General features: G+C 71.6%; 21 protein-coding genes. 13 read left to right on the top strand and 8 right to left on the bottom strand.

The features are described from left to right. Positions 1-99: 99 nt before the first annotated feature. Together CLV40_RS39685 and CLV40_RS40350 are read left to right on the top strand one after the other, a co-directional pair. Positions 100-1,452 carry a hypothetical protein gene (locus tag CLV40_RS39685; RefSeq protein ID WP_146108129.1) on the top strand — a complete coding sequence of 451 codons (1,353 nt, stop codon included), beginning with the start codon at positions 100-102 and terminating at the stop codon, positions 1,450-1,452. Next, positions 1,419-1,799, top strand: coding sequence for an STAS domain-containing protein (locus CLV40_RS40350; protein ID WP_146108157.1), 381 nt, complete (start codon positions 1,419-1,421; stop codon positions 1,797-1,799). The genes CLV40_RS39685 and CLV40_RS40350 overlap by 34 nt, the downstream gene beginning before the upstream one ends. A gap of 7 nt (positions 1,800-1,806) precedes the next feature. Here the strand turns inward: CLV40_RS40350 and CLV40_RS20475 are convergent, their stop codons facing one another. Beyond that, entirely contained in the window at positions 1,807-2,238 is a 432-nt protein-coding gene (locus tag CLV40_RS20475) for an SMP-30/gluconolactonase/LRE family protein (RefSeq protein ID WP_245931419.1), read from the bottom strand. Positions 2,239-2,282: 44 nt separating this feature from the next. On the opposite strand from CLV40_RS20475, the gene CLV40_RS40825 reads away from it, so the two are divergent. Continuing rightward, positions 2,283-2,408 (top strand): helix-turn-helix domain-containing protein, encoded by a 126-nt coding sequence (locus CLV40_RS40825; protein WP_104480724.1) that lies wholly within the window; start codon positions 2,283-2,285, stop codon positions 2,406-2,408. Positions 2,409-2,686: 278 nt separating this feature from the next. Beyond that, positions 2,687-2,863 carry a hypothetical protein gene (locus CLV40_RS38135; protein WP_181043619.1) on the top strand — a complete coding sequence of 59 codons (177 nt, stop codon included), beginning with the start codon at positions 2,687-2,689 and terminating at the stop codon, positions 2,861-2,863. Positions 2,864-3,286: 423 nt separating this feature from the next. Here the strand turns inward: CLV40_RS38135 and CLV40_RS20465 are convergent, their stop codons facing one another. Continuing rightward, positions 3,287-4,300 (bottom strand): fatty acid desaturase family protein, encoded by a 1,014-nt coding sequence (locus CLV40_RS20465; RefSeq protein WP_104480582.1) that lies wholly within the window; start codon positions 4,298-4,300, stop codon positions 3,287-3,289. Between the two features lie 567 nt (positions 4,301-4,867). Between CLV40_RS20465 and CLV40_RS20460 the strand changes: the two genes are divergently transcribed. From CLV40_RS20460 to CLV40_RS20450, 3 genes are all read left to right on the top strand, one after another. After that, a complete protein-coding gene (locus tag CLV40_RS20460; RefSeq protein ID WP_104480581.1) occupies positions 4,868-5,071 on the top strand; it encodes a cold-shock protein in 204 nt (67 codons plus the stop codon). 17 nt (positions 5,072-5,088) lie between these two features. Next, a complete protein-coding gene (locus CLV40_RS20455; RefSeq protein ID WP_245931418.1) occupies positions 5,089-5,601 on the top strand; it encodes a DUF6292 family protein in 513 nt (170 codons plus the stop codon). Positions 5,602-6,039: 438 nt separating this feature from the next. Next, entirely contained in the window at positions 6,040-7,419 is a 1,380-nt protein-coding gene (locus CLV40_RS20450) for a DEAD/DEAH box helicase (RefSeq protein WP_104480580.1), read from the top strand. A gap of 389 nt (positions 7,420-7,808) precedes the next feature. Here the strand turns inward: CLV40_RS20450 and ppk2 are convergent, their stop codons facing one another. The 6 genes from ppk2 to CLV40_RS20420 all read right to left on the bottom strand — a co-directional run bounded on the left by ppk2 (position 7,809) and on the right by CLV40_RS20420 (position 12,673). Further along, positions 7,809-8,783, bottom strand: a complete 975-nt coding sequence (gene ppk2, locus CLV40_RS20445; protein ID WP_104480722.1) for a polyphosphate kinase 2 — start codon at positions 8,781-8,783, stop codon at positions 7,809-7,811. 126 nt (positions 8,784-8,909) lie between these two features. After that, entirely contained in the window at positions 8,910-9,821 is a 912-nt protein-coding gene (locus CLV40_RS20440; protein ID WP_104480579.1) for a LysR family transcriptional regulator, read from the bottom strand. Between the two features lie 75 nt (positions 9,822-9,896). Beyond that, on the bottom strand, positions 9,897-10,262 hold the full coding sequence (locus CLV40_RS20435) for a RidA family protein (protein ID WP_104480578.1): 366 nt from the start codon (positions 10,260-10,262) through the stop codon (positions 9,897-9,899). Further along, entirely contained in the window at positions 10,259-10,999 is a 741-nt protein-coding gene (locus CLV40_RS20430; RefSeq protein ID WP_104480577.1) for an SDR family NAD(P)-dependent oxidoreductase, read from the bottom strand. Before CLV40_RS20430 ends, CLV40_RS20435 begins: the two co-directional genes overlap by 4 nt. After that, entirely contained in the window at positions 10,996-11,733 is a 738-nt protein-coding gene (locus CLV40_RS20425) for an SDR family NAD(P)-dependent oxidoreductase (RefSeq protein ID WP_104480576.1), read from the bottom strand. Before CLV40_RS20425 ends, CLV40_RS20430 begins: the two co-directional genes overlap by 4 nt. A 10-nt stretch (positions 11,734-11,743) precedes the next feature. Beyond that, a complete protein-coding gene (locus CLV40_RS20420) occupies positions 11,744-12,673 on the bottom strand; it encodes a succinylglutamate desuccinylase/aspartoacylase family protein (RefSeq protein ID WP_104480575.1) in 930 nt (309 codons plus the stop codon). Positions 12,674-12,922: 249 nt separating this feature from the next. Here CLV40_RS20420 and CLV40_RS20415 point away from each other — a divergent pair, with 249 nt between their 5' ends. Genes CLV40_RS20415 through CLV40_RS20390 form a run of 6 tightly spaced genes read left to right on the top strand, consistent with a single transcriptional unit; the run spans position 12,923 to position 20,856 of the window. After that, positions 12,923-14,632, top strand: coding sequence for an ABC transporter family substrate-binding protein (locus CLV40_RS20415; RefSeq protein WP_104480574.1), 1,710 nt, complete (start codon positions 12,923-12,925; stop codon positions 14,630-14,632). A gap of 52 nt (positions 14,633-14,684) precedes the next feature. After that, positions 14,685-15,662, top strand: coding sequence for an ABC transporter permease (locus CLV40_RS20410; RefSeq protein ID WP_104480573.1), 978 nt, complete (start codon positions 14,685-14,687; stop codon positions 15,660-15,662). Further along, a complete protein-coding gene (locus CLV40_RS20405) occupies positions 15,655-16,551 on the top strand; it encodes an ABC transporter permease (RefSeq protein WP_104480572.1) in 897 nt (298 codons plus the stop codon). Before CLV40_RS20410 ends, CLV40_RS20405 begins: the two co-directional genes overlap by 8 nt. Beyond that, positions 16,548-18,572, top strand: coding sequence for a dipeptide ABC transporter ATP-binding protein (locus tag CLV40_RS20400; RefSeq protein WP_104480571.1), 2,025 nt, complete (start codon positions 16,548-16,550; stop codon positions 18,570-18,572). Before CLV40_RS20405 ends, CLV40_RS20400 begins: the two co-directional genes overlap by 4 nt. Positions 18,573-18,610: 38 nt before the next feature. Next, positions 18,611-19,837 carry a pyridoxal phosphate-dependent aminotransferase gene (locus tag CLV40_RS20395; RefSeq protein ID WP_104480721.1) on the top strand — a complete coding sequence of 409 codons (1,227 nt, stop codon included), beginning with the start codon at positions 18,611-18,613 and terminating at the stop codon, positions 19,835-19,837. Next, positions 19,834-20,856, top strand: coding sequence for a D-2-hydroxyacid dehydrogenase (locus CLV40_RS20390; protein WP_104480570.1), 1,023 nt, complete (start codon positions 19,834-19,836; stop codon positions 20,854-20,856). Before CLV40_RS20395 ends, CLV40_RS20390 begins: the two co-directional genes overlap by 4 nt. Positions 20,857-20,917: the final 61 nt, after the last annotated feature.

The raw sequence follows: 20,917 nt of genomic DNA, 5'->3' as shown, positions 1-20,917 counted from the left end.
CGGACCCGAACCGGCGGGAGTGGACCGGGACGGCCGTCCTGTCGCGGATCGAGTCAGACGTCACCGAACCCGGGTGGGCGTGTCTGGTTGGATCGGTGAGTGCTCTGGTTCGATGAAAACGACGTCGCCCGGCTCGCCGGCCCCGGGTACAGGGAGCTCGCCTACCCGTACCTCTACCTCGCCGACCCTGTTCTGTCCCGGGACGAGTTGGTCGCGGACGTCGTCGGCACGGACGAGCGAGTCCGGTTGGCCAAGGCCGACGGCGGAATGGACCACTCGTGCACGTGCCCAGCAGGCCTGGCAGGGGTGTTCTGCGCGCACTGCACCGCCACCGCCCTGTCCGCGCTCGCGCAGTTCGGGCCGCCGGACGTCGTGTCGCTGCGGCATCGGATTGGTGATCTGGGCCGGTTCGGCAGGATCGCGAGCACGAACCTCGCGCGGTGGTCGGAATTGCTCGATGCACTGCTGGCCGACCTGGAGGTATCCAGCCAGGAGGGCTACCCCGCCCTCGTTCGGCCGTGCTACCAGGACCTGCTTGGGGTCTTGGTGCGCCAGCAGGTCTACGTCGACTCCGAGGAAGTGGAGGAATCCGTTCTGCGCAGCCTGGAACGGGTCATCGCGGGATTCACCGACACGTGCCGCGCCGAACCAGCGCGCGGTGACGAGCTCGCCGAATGGGTGATCGACCTCCAGACACAGACGGATTCGCTGTTCGCGCTGGAGCTCGCCGATGTCGTCGACATCCTGGGCGAGGACGGTCTGGTGTCCTACCGCCACCTGGTGAACGAAGCGCGCCGCCGCGTCACCGACGATGACGACGACCATTCGCGGACCATCCGCTACCTCCACGACGAGCTCCACCCCGACGTGCACGACGACCCGAGCCGCCACGCGAGGGCCATGGCACGGCGCGGCGATCACCGGGAGCACGCCCGTCGGTGCTGGGACCTGTTCACTCGGCACCCGGACGAACGCCGCTACCGCGAACTCCTCGCCGCTTCGGCCCCGCTCGGCGCAGAGACCTACGCCACCGGTCGAGTCCTGGCCCACCTGCGCGAACTCGCGGCGGGACCGGGCCCCAGAGCGTGCACACCCCTGGTCGACCACTTGGTCGCGGGTGGCGACATCGCGGGAGCCTGGGCCGCGGCGCGCGAGTTCGGTCTCGACAGCGCGGACCTGCTCGCCCTTGCCCGCCGCCGGGCCGCCACCCACCCGGCGGAGGCGATCTCGACCATCCTCCACGCCGCCGTGCAGACGGTGGACCACCGCAGCGGCCACCTCGGCTTCGCGCGCGCCGCGGGCCTGCTCGCCGAGGCGGCCCTCCTGCACGACCGGGCAGGCCTGGACTTCGAACCAGTCAGGAGCCGCTTCACCGCGGTGTACGCCCACCACCCGCTCCTACTCGCACTGATCGACGACTGCCTCCCGAGCAAGGCGACGCCACCGGACTGACACCCCGTGGCGGCCCGCCCGGGTGCGCTCCGCCAACACATGCTGGGGGCGCCCGGCGATCGCCACATCCGCACGATCTCGGCGCGGGCGAGCTCCGCGACGCGCTCGACGCCGCCTTCGCCACCGACCACGGGTCCGCGCCGGTGGACGTGGACCTCACAGGGGTGACGTCCACGGACTCGGCCGGGTTGTCGGTGCTGCTGCGCCCCACCAGACGCGCCACGGCCACCGGGCGGCGGCTCGTCGTGGCCGCCACCCCGGCGGACCCGGTGCGGCGGGTGCTCGACCTCAGCGGGCGCGGCACGATCTTCCCCTTCGTCGACCAACCGGGGCACCGGGACGAATAGCGGCGCTCTACCGCGGCACCTCGGTGACGTAGACGCGTGCGCTGCGCCGGGCGAGGACTGCTTGGAGCTGGTCGACGCTGTCAAACTCGTTGCACAGCAGGAAAAGGTGCCGCCCCTCGGGGCCGCCGAGCGCGCACGAGGAGCAGGGCAGATCGGTCTCGACGTGGTGGGTGATGTCACCGCCCCCGCGGGGGCCGCTTCCCGTGTGTGCTCGGGTGTCGGCGGTTTGGCACCAGATGCCGCCATCGGCGTCGACGCAGATGCCGTCGGGCCCCAGGCCTTCCGCCCAGGCGCGGCGGCCGGACAACGTGCCGTCGGCGGCGATGTCGAAGGCGGTGAGTCGTCCGGCGAAGGACTCGGCGACCACCAGGGTCGGGCCGCCGGGGGTGGGCACCATGCCGCCGGTGAACAGCTGCGGGGAGGGGAGCGAAACGACCACGGTAGCCTCCAGGCGGAAATCGCGCCGACCGCAGGCAGGCGGCGATCCTCGAGGCGGCCGCCACAGCGTTCCTCGACAACGGGTTCCGCGGGACCAGCATGGACGCGATCGCCCGCACCGCGTACGTCGCCGAACAGACCCTCTACCAGCACTTCGGCGGTAAGGAGTGACTCTTCGCCGAGATGGTCTGCGGGGCCGTCAACGCGGTGGCCGACGCCCTTTCCGCCGGGATCGAGCAGCTCGGCGCCTGCGACGACCTAGCCGCGGACCTCAACCGGCTCGCCGTGCTCCAACCCCGCGTACTCGCCCTGCGCCGTTTGGTGATCGCCGAAGCGTCCCGTTTTCCCGAGCTGGGGCCGGGGCGGACGATGACCCCGCAGCCCGCGGGTTACCCGGAGGAGGATGACCCGTGGGCTGCGGGACTGAGGGTGTTGGAGGTGCCTCCCGGGTGCGCGATGCGATCGCCGACGTGCCGGATGTGGCGGCGGTGGTGGGGGAGTTGGTGGCGTTGGCCGGTCGGGCCAGGAACGCGGGTCAGCCGCTGTTCTCCTGGGTGTGCCTGTACCCGATCTGCGGTCAGCGCGTTGTCGACGGTGAGCACTCCACGTACCTTGTGTCCACATGAGACCGCAGTGCGGTTTCGGTTGTCCGGACAACGCTGTCGCCGTGGCATGGGCACCACCACCAACACCAGTACCAGCAGCGCTTCGAACCCGATGCTGTCCACCATGCCCCACAGCGTGAACGGCACCTCCCGGGAGTTCTCCCGCCAGGTGCCGCAGGTGAGAGCCAGCAGCGCGCCGGACAGGGCGGTGACCAACAGCGTGCCGCCGGCAGGAGCGGGGATCGGTTGTCGGCGTTGCAGCGGCCGGTGGACGGCCTTGAACTCGGCTGGGGCGGTGTAGCCGTCGGCACCGCCGAGCCCGCGGCACGCCAGGGCCCGGCTCGCGGCGGTGCTCGAGAAGTTCGGGCAGGTGCCCGCGGACGTCCGTAGCGGACTGTGCGGTACTCGGGGCGCGGGCGTGGTTCTGCTCCAGCAGGACGCTGTTCAGGTCGACGTGGCAGTGCGCAGCGGGGCGCCGAGCCGGTGCAGGTGGCCGAGTACCTGCCGGTAGGAGTCCAGCAGACCGGTCTGGGTGTACGGGATGCCGTGCTCGCGGCAGAACTCCTCCACGATCGGCTGGGCGCGGCGCAGGTGCGGGCGGGGCATGTTCGGGAACAGGTGGTGCTCGATCTGGTAGTTCAGGCCGCCGAGGACGAAGTCGGTGAGCCTTCCGCCGCGGATGTTGCGCGAGGTCAGCACCTGCCTGCGCAGGAAGTCGGGCGGGTCCCCGGTCACGGTTGGCATCCCCTTGTGGTTCGGTGCGAACGCGCACCCCATGTACACACCCCAGAGCGCTTGGTGCACGACGATGAACAGCACCGCGACGCCCGGCGAGAGCACGATGAACACCGCGGTGAGGTAACCGGCGATGTGCGCGGAGAGAAGCGCGCCTTCCAGCCGGCGCGCCCTCGTCTCACCGCGCCACACCGCCCCGACCCCCGACACGTGCAGGTTCAGCCCCTCGAGCGTGATCAGGGGGAAGAACAGGAGGGCCTGGTGCTTGGCCATCCAGCGGAGCAACCCGCGCTTCCCGCTGGCTTGGCCCGCGGTGAAGGCCAGTGCCGAGATGTCGAGGTCGGGGTCGTGTTCCTCGTGGTTGGGGTTGGCGTGGTGCCGGTTGTGCCCGTGGACCCACCACTGGTAGCTCATGCCGACCAGACCGCCGTGCACGACACCGACCGCGTCGTTCGGTCGACGGGTGCGGAAGATCTGCTTGTGCCCGGCGTCGTGCCCGACGAATGCCAGCTGGGCGAACAGCACGGCCAGCAGCGCCGCGATCAGCAGCTGCCACCACGAGTCGCCCAGGAAGGCGAAGCCGACCCACGCCCCGGCGAACGCGAGCAGGTTGGCGGTGATCACGACGGCGTAGTACCCGTGCCTTCGGCGCAGGAGCCCGGCGTCGCGCACTTGCGCGAGCAGGTGGGCGTAGGTGGCGGTGTCGAGCGTGCCCGCGCTCACGGGCGCCGCGCCGCGGAGAACCCGATCTCGCGTGAGCGGAGCTGGTCGGCGGGGGTCGGGGTATGGCGGGCCGGTTCGGCCGCGGGATGGCTGAACACGACTGGTGAGACCGGCGGGCGCGCGGAGCCCGCGCGTGGGTGTGACAAGGGAACTCCTCAGGACTGGCCTGCGGCGGATCGCGCAGGCGGAGGGGTGAGCGGGGCCGGCGGCGTTGAGCGCCCAGCCGGGGCCCCGGAGTCGGGTGGGGTTCGGCATCGGCCGGGTGGCGTCGTCGAGGTCCTCATCACCCGGATTGGCAAGTTCGGCGCGAACCCGCAGTACGGACGCTACGCGCTCCGGTGGACAACCACCACCGCACGTGGGTGAAGGGTGGGCCATTCCTTGACCGCCCCGCGCGGGTGTGTTCCACTGGGACCGGTTGAAGATTTTTGTGTTCGTTGATCATCGACGCCCGCAGAGGTTTTTGGCGAGCGTCGCATCGGTGCCCATCCGGGCCTCTTGATCCCGCGCTCGCAGCCCGCCCACCTCGGCCGAGGTGGGCACATGTTACAGCGGCAAGGAGATTCCATGGCCCAGGGCACTGTGAAGTGGTTCAACTCGGAGAAGGGGTTCGGTTTCATCTCCCCTGACGACGGTGGCGCCGACCTGTTCGTCCACTACTCGGAGATCACCGGTGGCGGTTTCCGCAGCCTGGACGAGAACGCCAGGGTGCAGTTCGACGTCGGCCAGGGCAACCGGGGCCCGCAGGCCACGGCGGTGTCGGTCCTCTGAGCACCACCACGCCGCCGGTGCGCCCGCGTTCGTCGCGGGCGCCGGGCGGCGCCACCCGCGCGGTGGCGCTGCTGCGCCCCGCCCGGCGCGACCAGATGCACGCGGTGCCCGGCGCCGACCCGAAGTCCGCTGCGGACGCCGGGAGCCGGGAACTGGAAACCGCCCTCGCGGTGTACGTCCGCCAGGTGGCCGAGCGGATCGGTGTGCCCTCCGACGCGGTGACGCACGAGGTCACCGACACGGCCACCGCCTACATCGGACTCACCGCCCGCGTCGCCGCACTCCCGCTGCGCGACCTCATGCTCGTCTGGGACGAACGACTCGGCTGGTCCATCGCGATCGAGCCGTGCGGCAACGACCAACCCCCCGTGATCTGCCACCTCGGCGCCGAGATCGCACCTGCACCCGCCTCGGTCGCGCGGTTCGTCAGCGACGTCGTCGGCGGCCACCGGTACGGCGGCGGAGGGCCCACACCCACCCGGATCGATCGGAGCGCCCTGGCTGGGCGCATGGTCGCCCGCCCGGCGTAGGGAGCACGGCGGCACCGGGCATGCGCGAACGGATCCGCGCGAACCGCGTCGACAACGCCCCGACACGATCCTCGGTCGAGGGCCTGCTTGGCCGCGACATGTCCCAGTCCCGGATCGTCCTGTGCGCCGGAAACCGGAGTCCGAGAAGCGGAAACCCTTGGCGCCGTTGAACCTGACCGCTCTCCGCGCTGAACCCCCGACCGACCCACATCCGTCCACAATGGTCGGAGTGCCGGACCGGCTCCGCGCGCGGTCGGAACCGGTCCGGCGGTGCGCGACACGCGGGCCGGATCCGAACGTGGGCGCGTGGCGGTGGCGTGGGTGCTACGCTTCAGGTCCAGGGCCCGCCTGGTTCTGCCGCGGGTCCCATTGAGTCGGCGACCACGCGCCGCGGCCCGATGCGCCGGGCAGGACGCCCTTCCACGTTCGGAGAACTCCATGGCGGCGCGCCGCCTCACCACCCCTGCGGCCGACACCGGCCAGACCTCTTTCGACGCGCTCGGCGTGCCCGCCGCCCTGGTCCAGGCGCTGGCGGGCGCGGGTGTGCACCGGCCGTTCCCCATCCAGGCCGCCACCCTGCCGGACTCCCTCGCCGGACGCGACGTCCTGGGGCGGGGTCGGACCGGCTCCGGCAAGACCTACGCCTTCCTGATCCCGGTCCTGGCCAAGTTGGCGGCGGAGCCCGCGCGGCGGGCGCCCGGCCGACCGCGGGCGCTGGTGCTCGCGCCGACCCGTGAACTCGCCTGCCAGATCGAGGCGTCGGCTGCCCCGCTGGCCCGCGCGCTCGGCCTGCGCGTCCTCGCGGTGTTCGGCGGAGTGCGCCCCGGTCCGCAGATCACCGCCCTCCGGGCCGGGATCGACCTGGTGGTCGCCTGCCCCGGCAGGCTCGTCGACCACGTGGAGGCGGGCCACGTGCGCTTGGACGCGGTGCGCACGACCGTGTTGGACGAGGCCGACCACATGGCCGACCTCGGTTTCCTCCCGGTGGTCCGCAGGCTGCTGGACCGGACCCCGAGCGACGGTCAGCGGCTGTTCTTCTCGGCCACCCTGGACGCGGGGGTGGACGTCCTGGTGCGCCGGTACCTGCACGATCCGGTGACCCGCAGCGTCGACTCCGCGCAGTCCCCGGTCGACACCATGGCGCACCACATGCTGCACGTGCGCGCCGACGACCGGATGCCGGTGCTGGTCGACCTGACCTCGGCGCCGGGGCGATCCCTGGTGTTCACCCGCACCAAGCGCGCCGCGACCAGGCTGACGCGTCGGCTGGTGGCCGCCGGGGTGCCCGCGGTCGAGCTGCACGGCGACCTCGGCCAGAACGCCCGGACCCGCAACCTGGCCGCGTTCGCGGGCGGGTCGGTCACCACGCTGGTGGCGACCGACGTCGCCGCCCGCGGTATCCACGTCGACGGTGTCGAGGTGGTCATCCACGCGGACCCGCCGGAGGAGCACAAGGCATACCTGCACCGCTCGGGGCGCACCGCCCGGGCGGGCGCCGCGGGCACGGTCATCACGCTGATGACCGACGAGCAGGTGGCGGGGGCGCGCGAGCTGAGCCGCAAGGCCGGGATCACGCCGACCATCACCCGGCTGCTGCCCGGCCATCCGCTGCTCGCCGAACTCGTGCCCGGCGAACGCGTTCTCGTCCCCGCGTCGGCCGCGGCGCCTCCCGAGGACCGCGGTCGGCGTCAGCGGCGCGCCTCGGCCACACGGACGGCGCGGGCGGCGCGACCGGAGGGCCGCGACACCCGGGCGCCCGCCTCGGGTTCGGCCGCCGCGTTCTCCGCGGGTACGAAGGCCGGGCGTCGTCACCGCTGAGTCGTGCCACCGACAGTCGAGGCCACCGAACGGTGTCGGAGGTACGCAACGTGGCTCAGGCGGCCACGCGGGATGACAGCGAATCGTCCTAGGTGGATGGTTGCGGCGCGCTAGATGCGCTGTCCGTCAAGCCTTGGCGGTACAGCAGCCGGACTGGACACCAGGTTCGCGGCCGCGCGACAACGCGGGTGGCGCGTTGTCGCCCCAGCGACGACCGCGCTGTGGGATCGGGGTTGGTCGGTCGGGGACAAAAGGGATCCTGGCGGGAGTGCTTTCGTCGTGTTCTCCGGCGGTCCGGACGCGTGCGCAGGAAGCAGGTATCCGGTTTCAGGAAAATGTCGGACGAGCTCCGCCGCGGTCTCGGGGCGTAGGTCGTGGCGGCGGGGGCGTTACGTCGGGTGCAGGCCCGGCTCGTCGGTGAGGTCCGGGGCCAGGGGTGTGGGGCTGAGTGACGTGTCGTCCTCACCTTCTTCCAGCAGCGTGTTGGCCGCCCCGACGATGCGCCCGTCGGGGGTGCCGACGACGTCGAGGTCGCGGTCGGTGTAGTCCACCCTGGCCAGGAGGCTGCGCATGGCTTCGAGGCGGGCGCGGCGTTTGTCGTTGCTCTTGACGACGGTCCAGGGGGCTTCGGGGATGTCGGTGGCGCGGAACATCGAGACCTTGGCCTGGGTGTAGTCGTCCCAGCGGTCGAGGGAGGCGAGGTCGTTGGCGCTGAGCTTCCACCGGCGGACCGGGTCGACCTGGCGGGTGATGAAGCGGGTGCGCTGCTCGGCGCGCGAGACCGAGAACCACAGCTTCACCAGGATGATGCCCTCGTCGACCAGCATCCGCTCGAAGTCGGGGGCCTGGCGGAGGAATCGCCGGTACTGCTCGTCGTCGCAGTAGCCCATGACCCGCTCGACCCCGGCGCGGTTGTACCAGGAGCGGTCGAACAGGACCATCTCGCCCGCGGTGGGCAGGTGTTGGACGTAGCGCTGGAAGTACCACTGCCCGCGTTCGCGTTCCGACGGCGTGCCCAGCGCGACGACCCGGGCGCCGCGCGGGTCGAGGTTCTCGGTGAACCGCCGGATCGTGCCGCCCTTCCCCGCCGCGTCGCGGCCCTCGAACACGATCACCACCCGCTGCCCGGTGTCCTTCACCCAGTACTGCAGCTTGAGCATCTCGATGTGCAGCAGGCGCTTGGCCCGCGAGTACTCCGCGCGCCCCAGCCGCTCGGTGAAGGGGTAGTTCTCGCGCCAGGTGTCCACCACCGTCCCGTCCGGACGGAGCAGTTCCGGCTCCTCGCCGTCGGTGAAGCTGACCTTCACCTCGTCGGACAGTTCGGGGAACGCAGCCGCCGCGGACAGGAGTTCGTGCTCGGTCATGCCGTTCTGGTACCCGCGCACCAGGGAATCAACCAGACATTTCGCCTGATGTCCCGGTGTGCCGCACGCCGGAGTCGCGGACCCCGGTCGTCTGCCCGGTCCGCGCCGCGTGGGTGCGCGGCCGGCTCAGTCGTGTTCCTGGCGGGTGCAGACGGAGTGGAGCACGGTGAGGGCAGCGGTGATGGCGGGGCGGCGGCCGGTGGGCAGGCGCCAGACTCCGTAGATGCGGCGGATGGGGGGTGAGCGGATGGTGAGGGGGCGGACGGTCGGGGGGAGGGTGCCGCGGCCCATGCGGGGGACCAGGGCCAGGCCGAGGCCCTCGCCGACGAGTTGGATCTGGCTGGCGTACTCGCTGACGATGTGGGTGAAGCGGGTGGGGCTGGGGGTGCGGTGGAAGGCGTTGATCAGGAAGTCGTGGGCGACCGAGCCGGGTTCGTGCAGCCAGGACTCGTCGCGGAGTTCGTCGAGGTCGACTGACGGGCGGTCGACCAGGGGGTGGGCGTGGTGGGCGAGGACGTCGGACAGGTCGTCGCCGATGTGCCGGGATTGCAGGCCCTCGGGCAGTGCCAGCGGGATGGCCATCCAGTCGTGGGCGACGGCGAGGTCGGCGGTGCCGCGGGCGACGAGTTCGACGGCGCGGTGCGAGTCGGCCTCGATCAGCCGCAGGGACAGGGCGGGCCAGGTGTCGGCGAGTTCGCGCAGCGCGGCGGGCAGGACGCCGCGGGCGGCGGTGGGGAAGGCGGCGATGGTGAGGGTGCCGGTGACGGTCTCGGCCTGCGCCTGGAGTTCGGCGTTCATGCTCTCCAGCTCGATGACGATCCGCCCGGCCGACTCGGCGAGGACCCGGCCCGCCGGGGTCAGCGTGGTGCGGCCCGCCTGGTGTTCGACGAGCTGTTGGCGCACGTCCCGGCTGAGCCGGGCGATCTGCTGGGAGATCGCGGACGGGGTGTAGCCGAGCGCGCTGGCGGCGGCCGTCATGGACCCGTGGGTGGCGAGGGCGTCGATCGCGCGCAGTCCCGCCAGGCTCACCGTCAGCACGCCGGCGTCACCTCACTCTCCGTACCCGCCGCCAGGGGTCATCCTGGCACAACACCGGCACGATCCGGGCAACTGTCACGCACCGCCATCGATCGTCAACGGCAAGTGCAGTACCGCGTCCACCTCGACCTTCACCGACCGCAGCCCGACGACGACCGTCGTGCGGGCCGGCTTCCACTCGCCGAAGTGGGCGGCGTAGGCCCGGTCGAACTCGGCGAAGTCGGCCGCGTCGGTCAGGTACGCGGTCACCTTCACCACGTCGGTCAGGTCGCCGCCCGCCGCGCGCACGACCGCGGTGAGGTTGCGCAGTGCCAGCGCGGTCTCGGTGGCCACGTCGGCGGGCTCGTAGCCGCCGTCCGGCAGGCGCGGCACCTGTCCGGACACGTGGACGGTGTCGCCCGCGCGCACGAACGGCTGGTAGTGGCCCGCGGGCGGGATCATCCGCGGGTCACCCGGATCGCCTCGGAGAGCTGGTAGGCGTTGAACCGCTGGCCGGTGGCGAAGTCGGCGTCGATCCCGGCCAGGAACGCGAACGCGGGCGCCAGCCGGGACGGCGGCACGATCCCGATCCGCATCTCCTCGGTGTAGTGGGAGTCCGACATGGGTGTGTCGATGGGACGGCCGGTGGAGGTGGTGTTGACCGCGATGTTGTGCTCCTTCCCCTCCAGCGCCAGTACTTTCATCAGCCCTTCCTGCGCGTGTTTGCCCGGCGTGTACGCGGTCTCCTTGACGAAGCCGAACAGCGCGGACCCCGAGGACAGGAACACGATGCTTCCGTCCCGCGCCTGGACCATGTGCGGCCAGACGGTTTTCGTCAGCGCGTAGGCCGCGCCGAGGATGATGTCGACTTCGCGCCGCCAGTCCTCGAAGGTCACGTCCAACATGGACACTTCCTTGAGGACCGCGGCGTTGTGGATCAGCACCCGGGGCGTGCCGTAGTGCGCCAGTGCCAGCTCGACCGCGTCCGCCGCGGCCACGGGATCGGCCAGGTCCACGACGAGCGGCAGCACGTCCGCGCCGTCGGCGCGCAACTCCTCGGCCAGCGCGGTCAATTTCTCGCCCTGCACGTCCACCATCGCCACGCGCATGCCGCCCGCGACCAGCTCCCGCGCGATCTCGCGGCCCAGCCCCTCGGCGGCACCGGTCAGGAAGGCGACCTTGCCGTTGATGTCGATCACGCGGACACCCCTTCCCGGGTGGTTCGGATGGCTTCGGAGAGTTGGAAGGCGTTGAACCGCTGGCCGGTGGCGAAGTCGGCGTCGATCCCGGCCAGGAACGCGAACGCGGGCGCCAGTCGCGACGGCGGCACCATCACCGCGCGCAGGGCATCGGTGTAGGTGTAGGCCAGCGGGCCGTCGATGGGCGCGCCGGTGGTGATGGTGTTGACGGCGACGCCGTACTCCTTTCCCTCCAGCGCGAGCACCTTCATCAGCCCTTCCTGTCCGTGCTTGCCCGCGACGTAGGCGGCCTCGCCTGCGAAGCCCGACAGCGCCGAGCCCGACGAGACGAACACGATGCTGCCGTCCCGCGCCTGGACCATGTGCGGCCACACCGCCTTGGCCAGCACGAACGCGCTCTGCAGGATGCTGTCGGACTCGGCCTTGAACGCCGCGACGTCGAGCTCCAGCACGGGGACCTCGCGGAACACCGCCGAGTTGTGCACGACCAGGCGGGGCGTGCCGAACCGCCGCACCGCCTCTTCGGTGGCGGCGCGCAGCGCGTCCGCGTCGGTGAAGTCGGTGACGAACGCGTGCGCGGACGGCACTTCCTCGGCCAGCGCACGCACGGCGTCGGCCTGGTCGCACAGCACCGCCACGGTCATGCCCGCGGCGGCCAGCTCGCGGGCGACGGCGTGGCCGATGTCCTCGGCGTTGCCCGCCACGATGGCGAACCGGCCGGTGGGGTCGATCATCCTGGTTCTCCTAAACGATCTCGGCGACGAGGGCGACGACCTGGCCGGGCGACTCGATCCGGGCCAGGGTGGGGCGCAGCAGGGCGAGCGCGGTGCGCGGGAACGGCGCGCGGAAGGTCTCCAGGACCTCGTTGGACACCGGGTCGAGCAGGTGGCCGACGACCGTGCCCCCCTCGACCACGGTGCCGAGCGCGGACTCGCGCAGCACCGGCTGGTAGATGCCCGGCCGGGAGGTCGACAGCGGCAGCTTGCCGGTGGCGGGCGTGCCCGGCTCGTCGGGCAGGTCGGCCTCGGTCAGCACGCCTGCCTTGCCCAGGGCCCGGCGCAGGCCGCGGGTGACGGTGGCGGCTCTGTCCTCTTCGAACTCGCCGCGCCCGCCCATCTCGATCCACACCGCGACCGCGCCGCGCACGCGGGCGTACCCGGTGAGGCTGGACGCGCGGTCGGGGCCGTCGAGGATCAGCGGGGTGCCCATCCACTCGGCCACGTGCTCGCTGCCGGGGAACCGGTAGGTGAAGCAGTTGATGTTCCAGCTGCCGCCGCCGTGCACGTCGAGCACCACGTCGGCGCCGTCGACCGCGTGCTCGGCCAGCACCGCGGCCAGTCGCTGGGTGTGCGAGCCGCCGGGGTCGCCGGGGAAGGAGCTGTTGAGGTCGAGCAGGTCCAGGTGGGTCTGGCGGGCGTCGGCCTCGGTCGCCAGCGGGTGCGCCACGGGCACGACCCGCAGCGTGCCGAGCAGTTCCTCCCGCCGCACGGAGGCCAGCAGGCGGTTGACCGCGAGGGTGCCCCAGGGGCCCTCGTCGCCGTGCACGCTCGCCACGACCAACCCGACCGGGCCGCCGTGCCCGACCGTCCCGATCCGCACGTCGACGGTGCCGTAGGCCAGTGACGAGGCAACCGGGTGATCGTTCCACTCGATCGTCTCCGCGAGTGTCGGCATATTTCCCTCCTGATGTCCATTGCGCGCAACATTCGGTCGACGGATTCTGTGCAGACCCGATCGCCGAGCACAAGACAGAGTTCGGCAACGCGCCCGGTTACGTTTGCTTGACGCACACATCCCCAGCTCGGACCGCGATTAGCAGGTCTTAACGGGGGGCTTCACCGATTGTTGCTTGCCATTCCCGCGAACTCGCCTGTTCACTCTGATGACCTCGATCCGCCCCATCGTTGAGAGATGTGGAGCAGCATGAAAGGTCGAAAGATTTCCGCCGTACTCGCCGTCGCCGCGGTGGTGACCGCCTGTTCCACCGGCACCCCGGGGGGCGGCGCCGACACGGGCAACCTGGTCACGGGTGATCCCAACACGGTCAACACCGGCACGGCGAAGCAGGGCGGCACGATCACCTACGTCCTGGAACGCAACATCGTCAACTGGAACCCGCTCGGGGCCGACATCGGCGTGGCCACCCAACTGGTCGCCGACGTCTACGACCCGGCCCCGTTCGTCACCCTGCCCGACCTGAAGACCGTCGAGCTCAACAAGGACCTGCTGGTCAGCGCCGAGCAGACCGGCACAGCACCGCAGACACTGGTGTACAAGATCAACCCCAAGGCGGTGTGGAACGACGGCACCCCGATCACCGCGGCCGACTTCGACTACGTCCGGCGCGCCTCCGACCCCAAGCTGTGCCCGAAGTGCGAGGCCGCCTCCACGATGGGCTACGACCACATCACCTCCCTGGTCGGCACGGACGACGGGCGCACGGTCACGGTGACCCTCAGCGAGCCGTTCGGAGACTGGAAGTCGTTGTTCGGCCCGATCCTGCCCGCGCACGTCGCCCGAAAACTCGGCGACGACGGCACCCCCGAGGGCCTGGCCACCTCGTTCAACGACGGGTTCCGCTACAAGGACTCCTTCCCCGACTGGTCCGGCGGCCCGTTCATGTTCAAGTCCTGGGAGACCAACCAGGCCGCCACGCTCGTGCCCAACCCGAAGTGGTGGGGCAAGCCGGTCACGGTGGACAGCCTGGTGTTCCGCGTCATCACCGACACCTCGCAGGAGGTGCCCGCGCTGCAGAACAACGAGGTCCAGATCATCAACCCGGACCCGCAGGTCGACCTGCTGCGCAACGTGCAGGCGCTCGGCGGCGTGAAGTACCAACTCGTGCAGGGGCTGCGCAAGCAGATGATCCTGCCCAACCTGAACAACCCCGCCATGCGGGATCCCGTACTGCGCAAGGCGTTGTTCACCGCGATGGACGTCGGGCAGACCATCGGCAAGACCGTCGGCCAGCTCACCTCCGACGCCCGGCCGCTGCGCAACCGGATCTACGTACCGCAGCAGCCCGGCTACAAGGACAACCTGGGCACGCTGGGCACCGGCGACGTCGCCAAGGCCACCTCGATCCTCACCGACGCGGGCTACAAGATCGACGCGGGCAGGCTCATCGATCCCAGGGGCACGCCGGTCCCGCCGCTGACGATGCGCTACATCCAGAACAACCAGATCCTGCAGACGGTGTGCCAACTGTTCGCCGACACCGCCAAGAAGCTCGGCGTGACGGTGGACGTGCAGACCACCGACTCGGTCGGCGCGACCGTGACCCACCAGGCGGGCAAGGACTTCGACCTGTTCGCGATGGGCTGGATCGGGCAGACGTTCCTGGCCTCCCAGTACTCGCAGGCGTTCATGACCAAGGCGGGCCTGAACTTCGGCGGCTACTCCAGCCCGGTCGTGGACGACCTGCTCACCAAGGCGCTGCGCGCCACCGACGAGACCCAGGTCGCCGGGTTCCTCAACGGGGTGGACGCGCAACTGACCGAGGACGCCTACATCCTGCCGCTGTACCAGGTGCCAGACCTGTTGGTGTACAAGGCGAACCTGGTCAACGTCCGGGCCAACGGCACCTACTTCGGGCCGCCGTACAACGGCGGCGAGTGGGGCATCACCGGCTGACGCGTGGCGCGGGTCGCCCGACCCGCGCCACCCCAGGGGAAGGCAGGCAGCGATGTTGGCTTACGTGTTGCGGCGGTTGCTGCACGCGGTCCCGATCGTGCTGGTCGGCTCGTTCATCACGTTCGTCATGGTCAGCGCGTCCGGCGACCCGCTCGGCGACCTCAAGGCCAAGCAGCCGCCGGTGCCCAGGGCGGTGCTGGACGCCGAGGCGCACCGGATGCGGCTCGACCAGCCGGTGCTGGAACGGTACTGGCACTGGCTGACCGGCATCCCGCGCGGCGACTGGGGCCCGTCGGTCAAGAAGATCGACATCGGCGCGGAGATCTGGCCCCGGCTGTGGGTCTCGGCCCGCCTGGTGACCCTCGCCGTGCTGCTCGCGCTGGCGCTGGCCCTGGTGGTCGGCGTGGTCAGCGCGGTCAAGCGGTACTCCGCGGTGGACTACGCGTTCACCGCCATCGGGTTCCTGCTGCTGTCGATGCCCGCGTTCTGGCTCGCGATCCTGCTCAAGCAGCAGGCGATCGACCTCAACCAGGCCACCGGGTCCACCCTGGTCTACACGGTCGGCGAGGCCTCCATCCCACCGCCGACCGGGTTCTGGCCGACCGTGGCGGACGTGCTGGGCCACCTGGTGCTCCCGACCATCGTGCTGGCCATGACCGCCTTCCCGCCGTGGAGCCGGTTCGTGCGGTCCTCGATGATCGAGGTGCAGGAGAGCGACTACGTGCGGTTGGCCCGCGCCAAGGGGATCAAGCGGCGAAAAGTGCTGGTGCGCCACGCGTTGCGCACCGCGCTGGTGCCGCTGACCACGGTCGTGGCGCTGGACCTGGCCGTGCTGTTCTCCGGCGCGGTGGTCACCGAGACCGTGTTCCAGTGGCGCGGCATGGGCTCGTTCCTGCTGTCCGCGGTGCGGGACAAGGACATCTACGCCGTGATGGCGTGGCTGCTGCTGGTGTCGGTGATCGTCGTGGTGTTCAACCTCGTCGCCGATCTGCTCTACGCCGTGCTGGACAGGAGGGTTCGCCTTGGTTGAGATCACGCGGGCGGGCGGCGACGTGCCGGTCGCCACCCCCCGGTGGCGGCTGGTGGCGCGCCGGTTCCTGCGCCACCGGCTCGCCACCGCCAGCCTGGTCGTCTTTCTGCTGCTGGTGCTGCTGGCGTTCGTCGGCGGCGCGCTGTGGCACTACTCCTACGACGTGTACACCCCCGACAACTCCCACCCGCCGTCGCTCGAGCACCCGTTCGGCACCGACGCCACCGGCTACGACCTGCTGGCCCAGGTGCTGCGCGGCACGCAGCGGTCGGTCGAGATCGCGTTGTTCGTGGCCGCGGTGTCCGGGGTGTTCGGCAGCGTGTGGGGCGCGGTGGCCGGGCTGCACGGCGGCAAGGTCGACACGCTGATGATGCGCGTCGCCGACCTGGTGCTGATCTTCCCGGCGATCGCGGTGGCGGCCGTGCTGGCCAACAACGTCGGCGCTTCCAGCCAGGGCTGGCTGTTGATCGGCCTGGTGCTGGCCGCCCTCACCTGGCCCTACGTCGCCCGGCTGGTGCGCGGCCTGGTGCTGTCGCTGCGCGAGCGCGAGTTCATCGCCGCCGCGCGCACCTTCGGCGCGGGCTCGTGGCGGATCATCTTCCGGCACGTGCTGCCCAACGCGCTGGGCACGATCATCGTCGCGGTGACCATCATCGTGGCGGTCGCGATCCTGGCCGAGACGGCGCTGTCGTTCATCGGCTTCGGGGTGCGCCCGCCGGACACCTCGCTGGGGCTGCTGATCAGCCAGAACCAGACCGCGGTGGCCACCCGGCCGTGGCTGTTCTACTTCCCCGGCCTGTTCATCGTGCTCATCGCGCTGAGCGTCAACTTCATCGGCGACGGGCTGCGCGACGCCTTCGACAACACCCGGTCCCGGAGCAGGCGATGACCCGGCAGGCGACGACCGAGGTGCTCGGCGTCCACGACCTCACCGTGTCCTTCCCCGACGAGCGCGGCCGGGTGACCGCCGTGCGCGGGGTGTCCTGGTCGCTGCGGGCGGGGGAGGTGCTCGGCGTGGTCGGCGAGTCCGGGTGCGGCAAGTCCGCGACCGCGCTCGCGGTGATGGGGCTGCTGCCGCACGGCGCGCGGGTCGGCGGATCGGTCCGGTTCCGCGACCGCGAACTGCTCGGGCTGCGCGACGACGAGCTGGCCGCGGTGCGCGGCCGGTCCGTGGCGATGGTGTTCCAGGACCCGCTCTCCGCGCTGAACCCCGTCTACTCGGTGGGGTTCCAGGTCGCCGAGGCGGTGCGGGCGCACCACCCCGGCCTGGGCCGCGAGGAGGCCGTCGAGCGCGCGATCGCGCTGCTGGAGCTGGTCGGCATCCCCAACGCGCGCGACCGGGTCGCGGACTACCCGCACGAGTTCTCCGGCGGGATGCGCCAACGCGTGGTGATCGCCATCGCCATGGCCGACGACCCGGACGTGATCATCGCCGACGAGCCCACCACCGCGCTGGACGTCACCATCCAGGCCCAGGTCCTCGACGCGCTGCGCACCGCCCGCGAGCAGACCGGCGCGGCGACCGTGCTCATCACCCACGACCTCGGTGTGGTCGCCGGGCAGGCCGACCGGGTGGTGGTGATGTACGCGGGCAAGGTCGTGGAGTCCGGCACGGTCGAGGAGGTCTTCTACACCCCGCGCATGCCGTACACCCTGGGGTTGCTGGGCAGCCTGCCCCGCCTCGACGGCGCCCGGGACGCACGGCTGACCCCCGTCGCGGGCACCCCGCCCGCGCTGGACCGGCCCATCACGGGGTGCGCGTTCGCGCCGAGGTGCCCGCTGGCCACCGATCTGTGCCGCACCGAGGAGCCACCTCTGGCGCCGGTCGACGGCGAACACCTGGCCGCCTGCCACTTCAGCGCCGACCTCGTCGACAGGCGCCCGGAGGACGTGTTCCCACCGCGCCCCGCGCCCCTGCCGCCGGACACGCCCGTGGCCGAGCAGGCCACGCCGATCGTCACCGCGGCCGGGCTGGTGAAGCACTACCGGGTGCGCGGCGCGGGCCTGTTCCGCCGCGACCGGGGCGAGTTGCACGCGGTGTGCGACGTGTCGTTCGACCTGTCGACGGGGGAGACGCTGGGGCTGGTCGGCGAGTCCGGCTCGGGCAAGTCGACCATCGCGAGACTGCTGATGTCCCTGGAGGACCCGACCGGCGGCAGGGTGCTGCTCGACGGTGAACCACTGGCGCGCCGCGGGCACGCCCGGGACCTGCAGATCGTGTTCCAGGACCCGATGAACTCCCTGGACCCGCGGATGACCGCGGCCGACCTCGTCGCGGAACCGCTGCGGGTCAACGGGACCGGCCGCCGCGAGGCGCGGGTCCGGGCGCTGGAGCTGCTGCGGTCGGTGGGGTTGTCGGGGGCGGGGTCCGAGCGCTACCCGCACGAGTTCTCCGGTGGTCAGCGCCAGCGCATCGGGATCGCCCGCGCCCTGGCCCTGCGGCCCCGGGTGCTGGTGCTCGACGAACCGGTGTCCGCCCTCGACGTGTCCGTGCAGGCCGATGTGATCAACCTGCTGGAGGACCTGCGGGACGCGCTGGGGCTGGCGTACCTGTTCATCGCCCACGACCTGTCGGTGGTGCGCCACATCGCCGACCGCGTGGCCGTGCTCTACCTGGGGCGGGTGGTGGAGACCGGGGACCGCGACGCGGTGTTCGACCACCCGCGCCACCCGTACACGCGCGCACTCGTCTCGGCGGTGCCGCTGCCCGACCCGCGCAAGGAACGGGCCCGCGAGCGGATCGTGCTGACCGGCGACGTACCCAGCCCGGTGGACCCGCCGTCGGGCTGCCGGTTCCGCACCCGGTGCCCCGAGTACCTGGGCGGGTTGACCGACGCGCAACGCGCCCGGTGCGCCGGGGAGGTGCCCGCGCTGCTGGACGGCGTGGCCTGCCACTGGGCGCGGCCGTGAACCACCTGGACCACTCGACAGCAGAGGGAGACACCGACATGGCGGCAACCCGTGACACCGTGGAATCCCGGCGGGTGCTGCGCACGCACCTGCCGGAACGGGCCGACACGCTCGGCATGTCCGTGCGGGAGGCGGACCTGGGACTGCGGTTGGACGGCGCGGGCCACGGGCTGCTGGACACCACCCACTTCGACACCGTCCGCTTCCCCCCACCGCCCTGGGCGCTGACCGCGTTCACCGCCGCGGCAAGCGACGGCGAACTCGCCTACACCGGCTACCGCGGCAACGCGGCGGTGCGCGCGACGTGCGCGCGGTCGGTGTCCGGGCTGCTCGGCGTCGACGTCGACCCGGACCGCGAGATCATCATCACCACCGGCACCCAGGGCGGCCTGTTCGCCACGCTCAGCGCCCTGGTCGACGCGGGCGACGTGGTGGCGCTGGCGGACCCGGAGTACCTGTTCGTGGAACGGATGCTGCGGTTCCTGGGCGCCCGGGTGGTGCGCGTGGGCATGGTCGAGCACCCCGCCGGGCCGCAGCTGGACCTGGCCGCGCTGGAGACCGCGGCCCGCGCGGGCGTGAAGCTCGTGCTCACCTCGAACCCGAACAACCCCACGGGCACCGTGTACACCCCGGAGACGGTGCGCGGGCTGGCCGCGCTCGCCGTGCGGCACGACTTCCTCGTGGTCGTCGACGAGCTGTACTGCAGGCTGGTCTACGACGACGTCCCGTTCACCCACCTCGCGGCGGAACCGGGGATGGGGGAGCGGACGGTGACCCTGCTCGGCGGCTCGAAGACGGAGTCGCTGAGCGGGTACCGGGTGGGCGTCGCGATCGGCCCGGCCCCCGTGGTCGACGCGATCGAGCAGGTCATGGCGATCTCCTGCCTGCGCGCCCCCGCGTACTCCCAGCACGTGCTGACCCACTGGTTGGTCGACGACGTCGAGTTCGTCCGCGCCCGCGTCACCGAACTGGCCGCTCTGCGGGAGCTGAGCGCGCGGCGGCTGCGCCGGGTCGGTGGCCTGGTGGTGCGGCCCGGCGCGGGCACCGCCTACCTGTGGCCGGACGTCTCCGCACTCGGCCTCGACGACGTCCGGGTGGCGCGGGTGCTGCAGGAGCGGGCCGGGGTGGTCGTGAGCCCCGGGTACCAGTTCGGGCCGTCCGGCCACGGCCGGTTCCGGGTCTGCTACGCCCGCGAGGAGACCGGCTGGGCGGCGGCCCTGGACCGGATGGTCGACGCGCTCGGCGACGCGGCGGTGACCTCGTGACCAGGGTCGTGATCTGCTCACCGCTGGAACCCGACCTGGTCGCCCGCATCGCGGCGGTCGACCCTCGGGTGGAAGTGCTGTACGAACCGGAATTGCTGCCCGTACCGCGCTACGAAGGCGACCACGTCGGTGTCCTGCCGGAACTGACCGGCGCGCAGCGGGCCCGGTGGTTCGACCTCACCTCCACGGCCGAGGTGGCCTTCGACTTCGACCGCCGCGCCCCCGACCGGGTCAACGAGGACTTCCCCCGCCTGCGCTGGCTGCAGGGCACGAGCGCGGGCCTGGGCCGGTTCACCGACCGGTACCCGCTGGACCTGTCGAAGGTCGTGGTGACCACGGCCGCCGGGGTGCACGCGGTGCCGCTGGCCGAGTTCGTGCTGGCGGGCCTGCTGCACTTCGTCAAGGACATCCCCCGGCTCAAGGCGTGGCAGGCCGAACGCCGCTGGACCCGCTACACGAGCCGGACCCTCGCGGGCCAACGCGTGCTGGTGGTCGGCCTGGGTGCGGTCGGCCGCCACACCGCGGCGGTGCTGGCAGGTCTCGGCGTCGAGGTGATCGGCGCGATCCGCCCGGGCGGTACCGCCACCGCCCCCGGCGTCTCCGCGGTGGTGACCTTCGACGCGATCGGCCCGGTGCTGCCCACTGTGGACGCCGTCGTCCTGGCCTGCCCGCTGACCCCGGCCACCGAGGGCCTCCTGGGTGCCGCCGAGATCGCCGCCATGAAGCCGGACGCGGTGGTGGTCAACATCGCCCGCGGCCAAGTCGTCGACGAGCTCGCCCTGACCACCGCCCTGGCAGGCGGCGCCCTGCGCGGCGCGGTGCTGGACGTGGCCACCGTCGAACCCCTGCCGAACGACTCGCCACTGTGGACTCTCCCCAACGTCGTGATCTCACCGCACTCCGCCTCCACCGCCGCCAACGAGAACGCCCTCATCACCACCCTGTTCTGCGACAACCTCCGCCGCTGGCTGGACGGCACACCCCTGCGAAACGTGTATCGGCCGGATCTGGGCTACTAGCCATGGGCACCCCGCACGTCCACCACACTCCCCGACTTCCGCCCGGCTCTGCGGCCACCTG

The sequence above is a fragment of the Actinokineospora auranticolor genome (assembly GCF_002934265.1).
GTDB classification, from domain to species: Bacteria; Actinomycetota; Actinomycetes; order Mycobacteriales; family Pseudonocardiaceae; genus Actinokineospora; species Actinokineospora auranticolor.
This window is presented reverse-complemented; position numbering and strand designations above follow the sequence as displayed.

Bases quoted from the DNA above. Each gene is read 5' to 3' on its own strand.
- CLV40_RS20460 (WP_104480581.1), top strand. From the start codon at position 4,868: ATGGCCCAGGGCACTGTGAAGTGGTTCAACTCGGAGAAGGGGTTCGGT.
- CLV40_RS20450 (WP_104480580.1), top strand. From the start codon at position 6,040: ATGGCGGCGCGCCGCCTCACCACCCCTGCGGCCGACACCGGCCAGACC.
- ppk2 (WP_104480722.1), bottom strand. From the start codon at position 8,783: ATGACCGAGCACGAACTCCTGTCCGCGGCGGCTGCGTTCCCCGAACTG.
- CLV40_RS20435 (WP_104480578.1), bottom strand. From the start codon at position 10,262: ATGATCCCGCCCGCGGGCCACTACCAGCCGTTCGTGCGCGCGGGCGAC.
- CLV40_RS20425 (WP_104480576.1), bottom strand. From the start codon at position 11,733: ATGATCGACCCCACCGGCCGGTTCGCCATCGTGGCGGGCAACGCCGAG.
- CLV40_RS20420 (WP_104480575.1), bottom strand. From the start codon at position 12,673: ATGCCGACACTCGCGGAGACGATCGAGTGGAACGATCACCCGGTTGCC.
- CLV40_RS20415 (WP_104480574.1), top strand. From the start codon at position 12,923: ATGAAAGGTCGAAAGATTTCCGCCGTACTCGCCGTCGCCGCGGTGGTG.
- CLV40_RS20410 (WP_104480573.1), top strand. From the start codon at position 14,685: ATGTTGGCTTACGTGTTGCGGCGGTTGCTGCACGCGGTCCCGATCGTG.
- CLV40_RS20400 (WP_104480571.1), top strand. From the start codon at position 16,548: ATGACCCGGCAGGCGACGACCGAGGTGCTCGGCGTCCACGACCTCACC.
- CLV40_RS20395 (WP_104480721.1), top strand. From the start codon at position 18,611: ATGGCGGCAACCCGTGACACCGTGGAATCCCGGCGGGTGCTGCGCACG.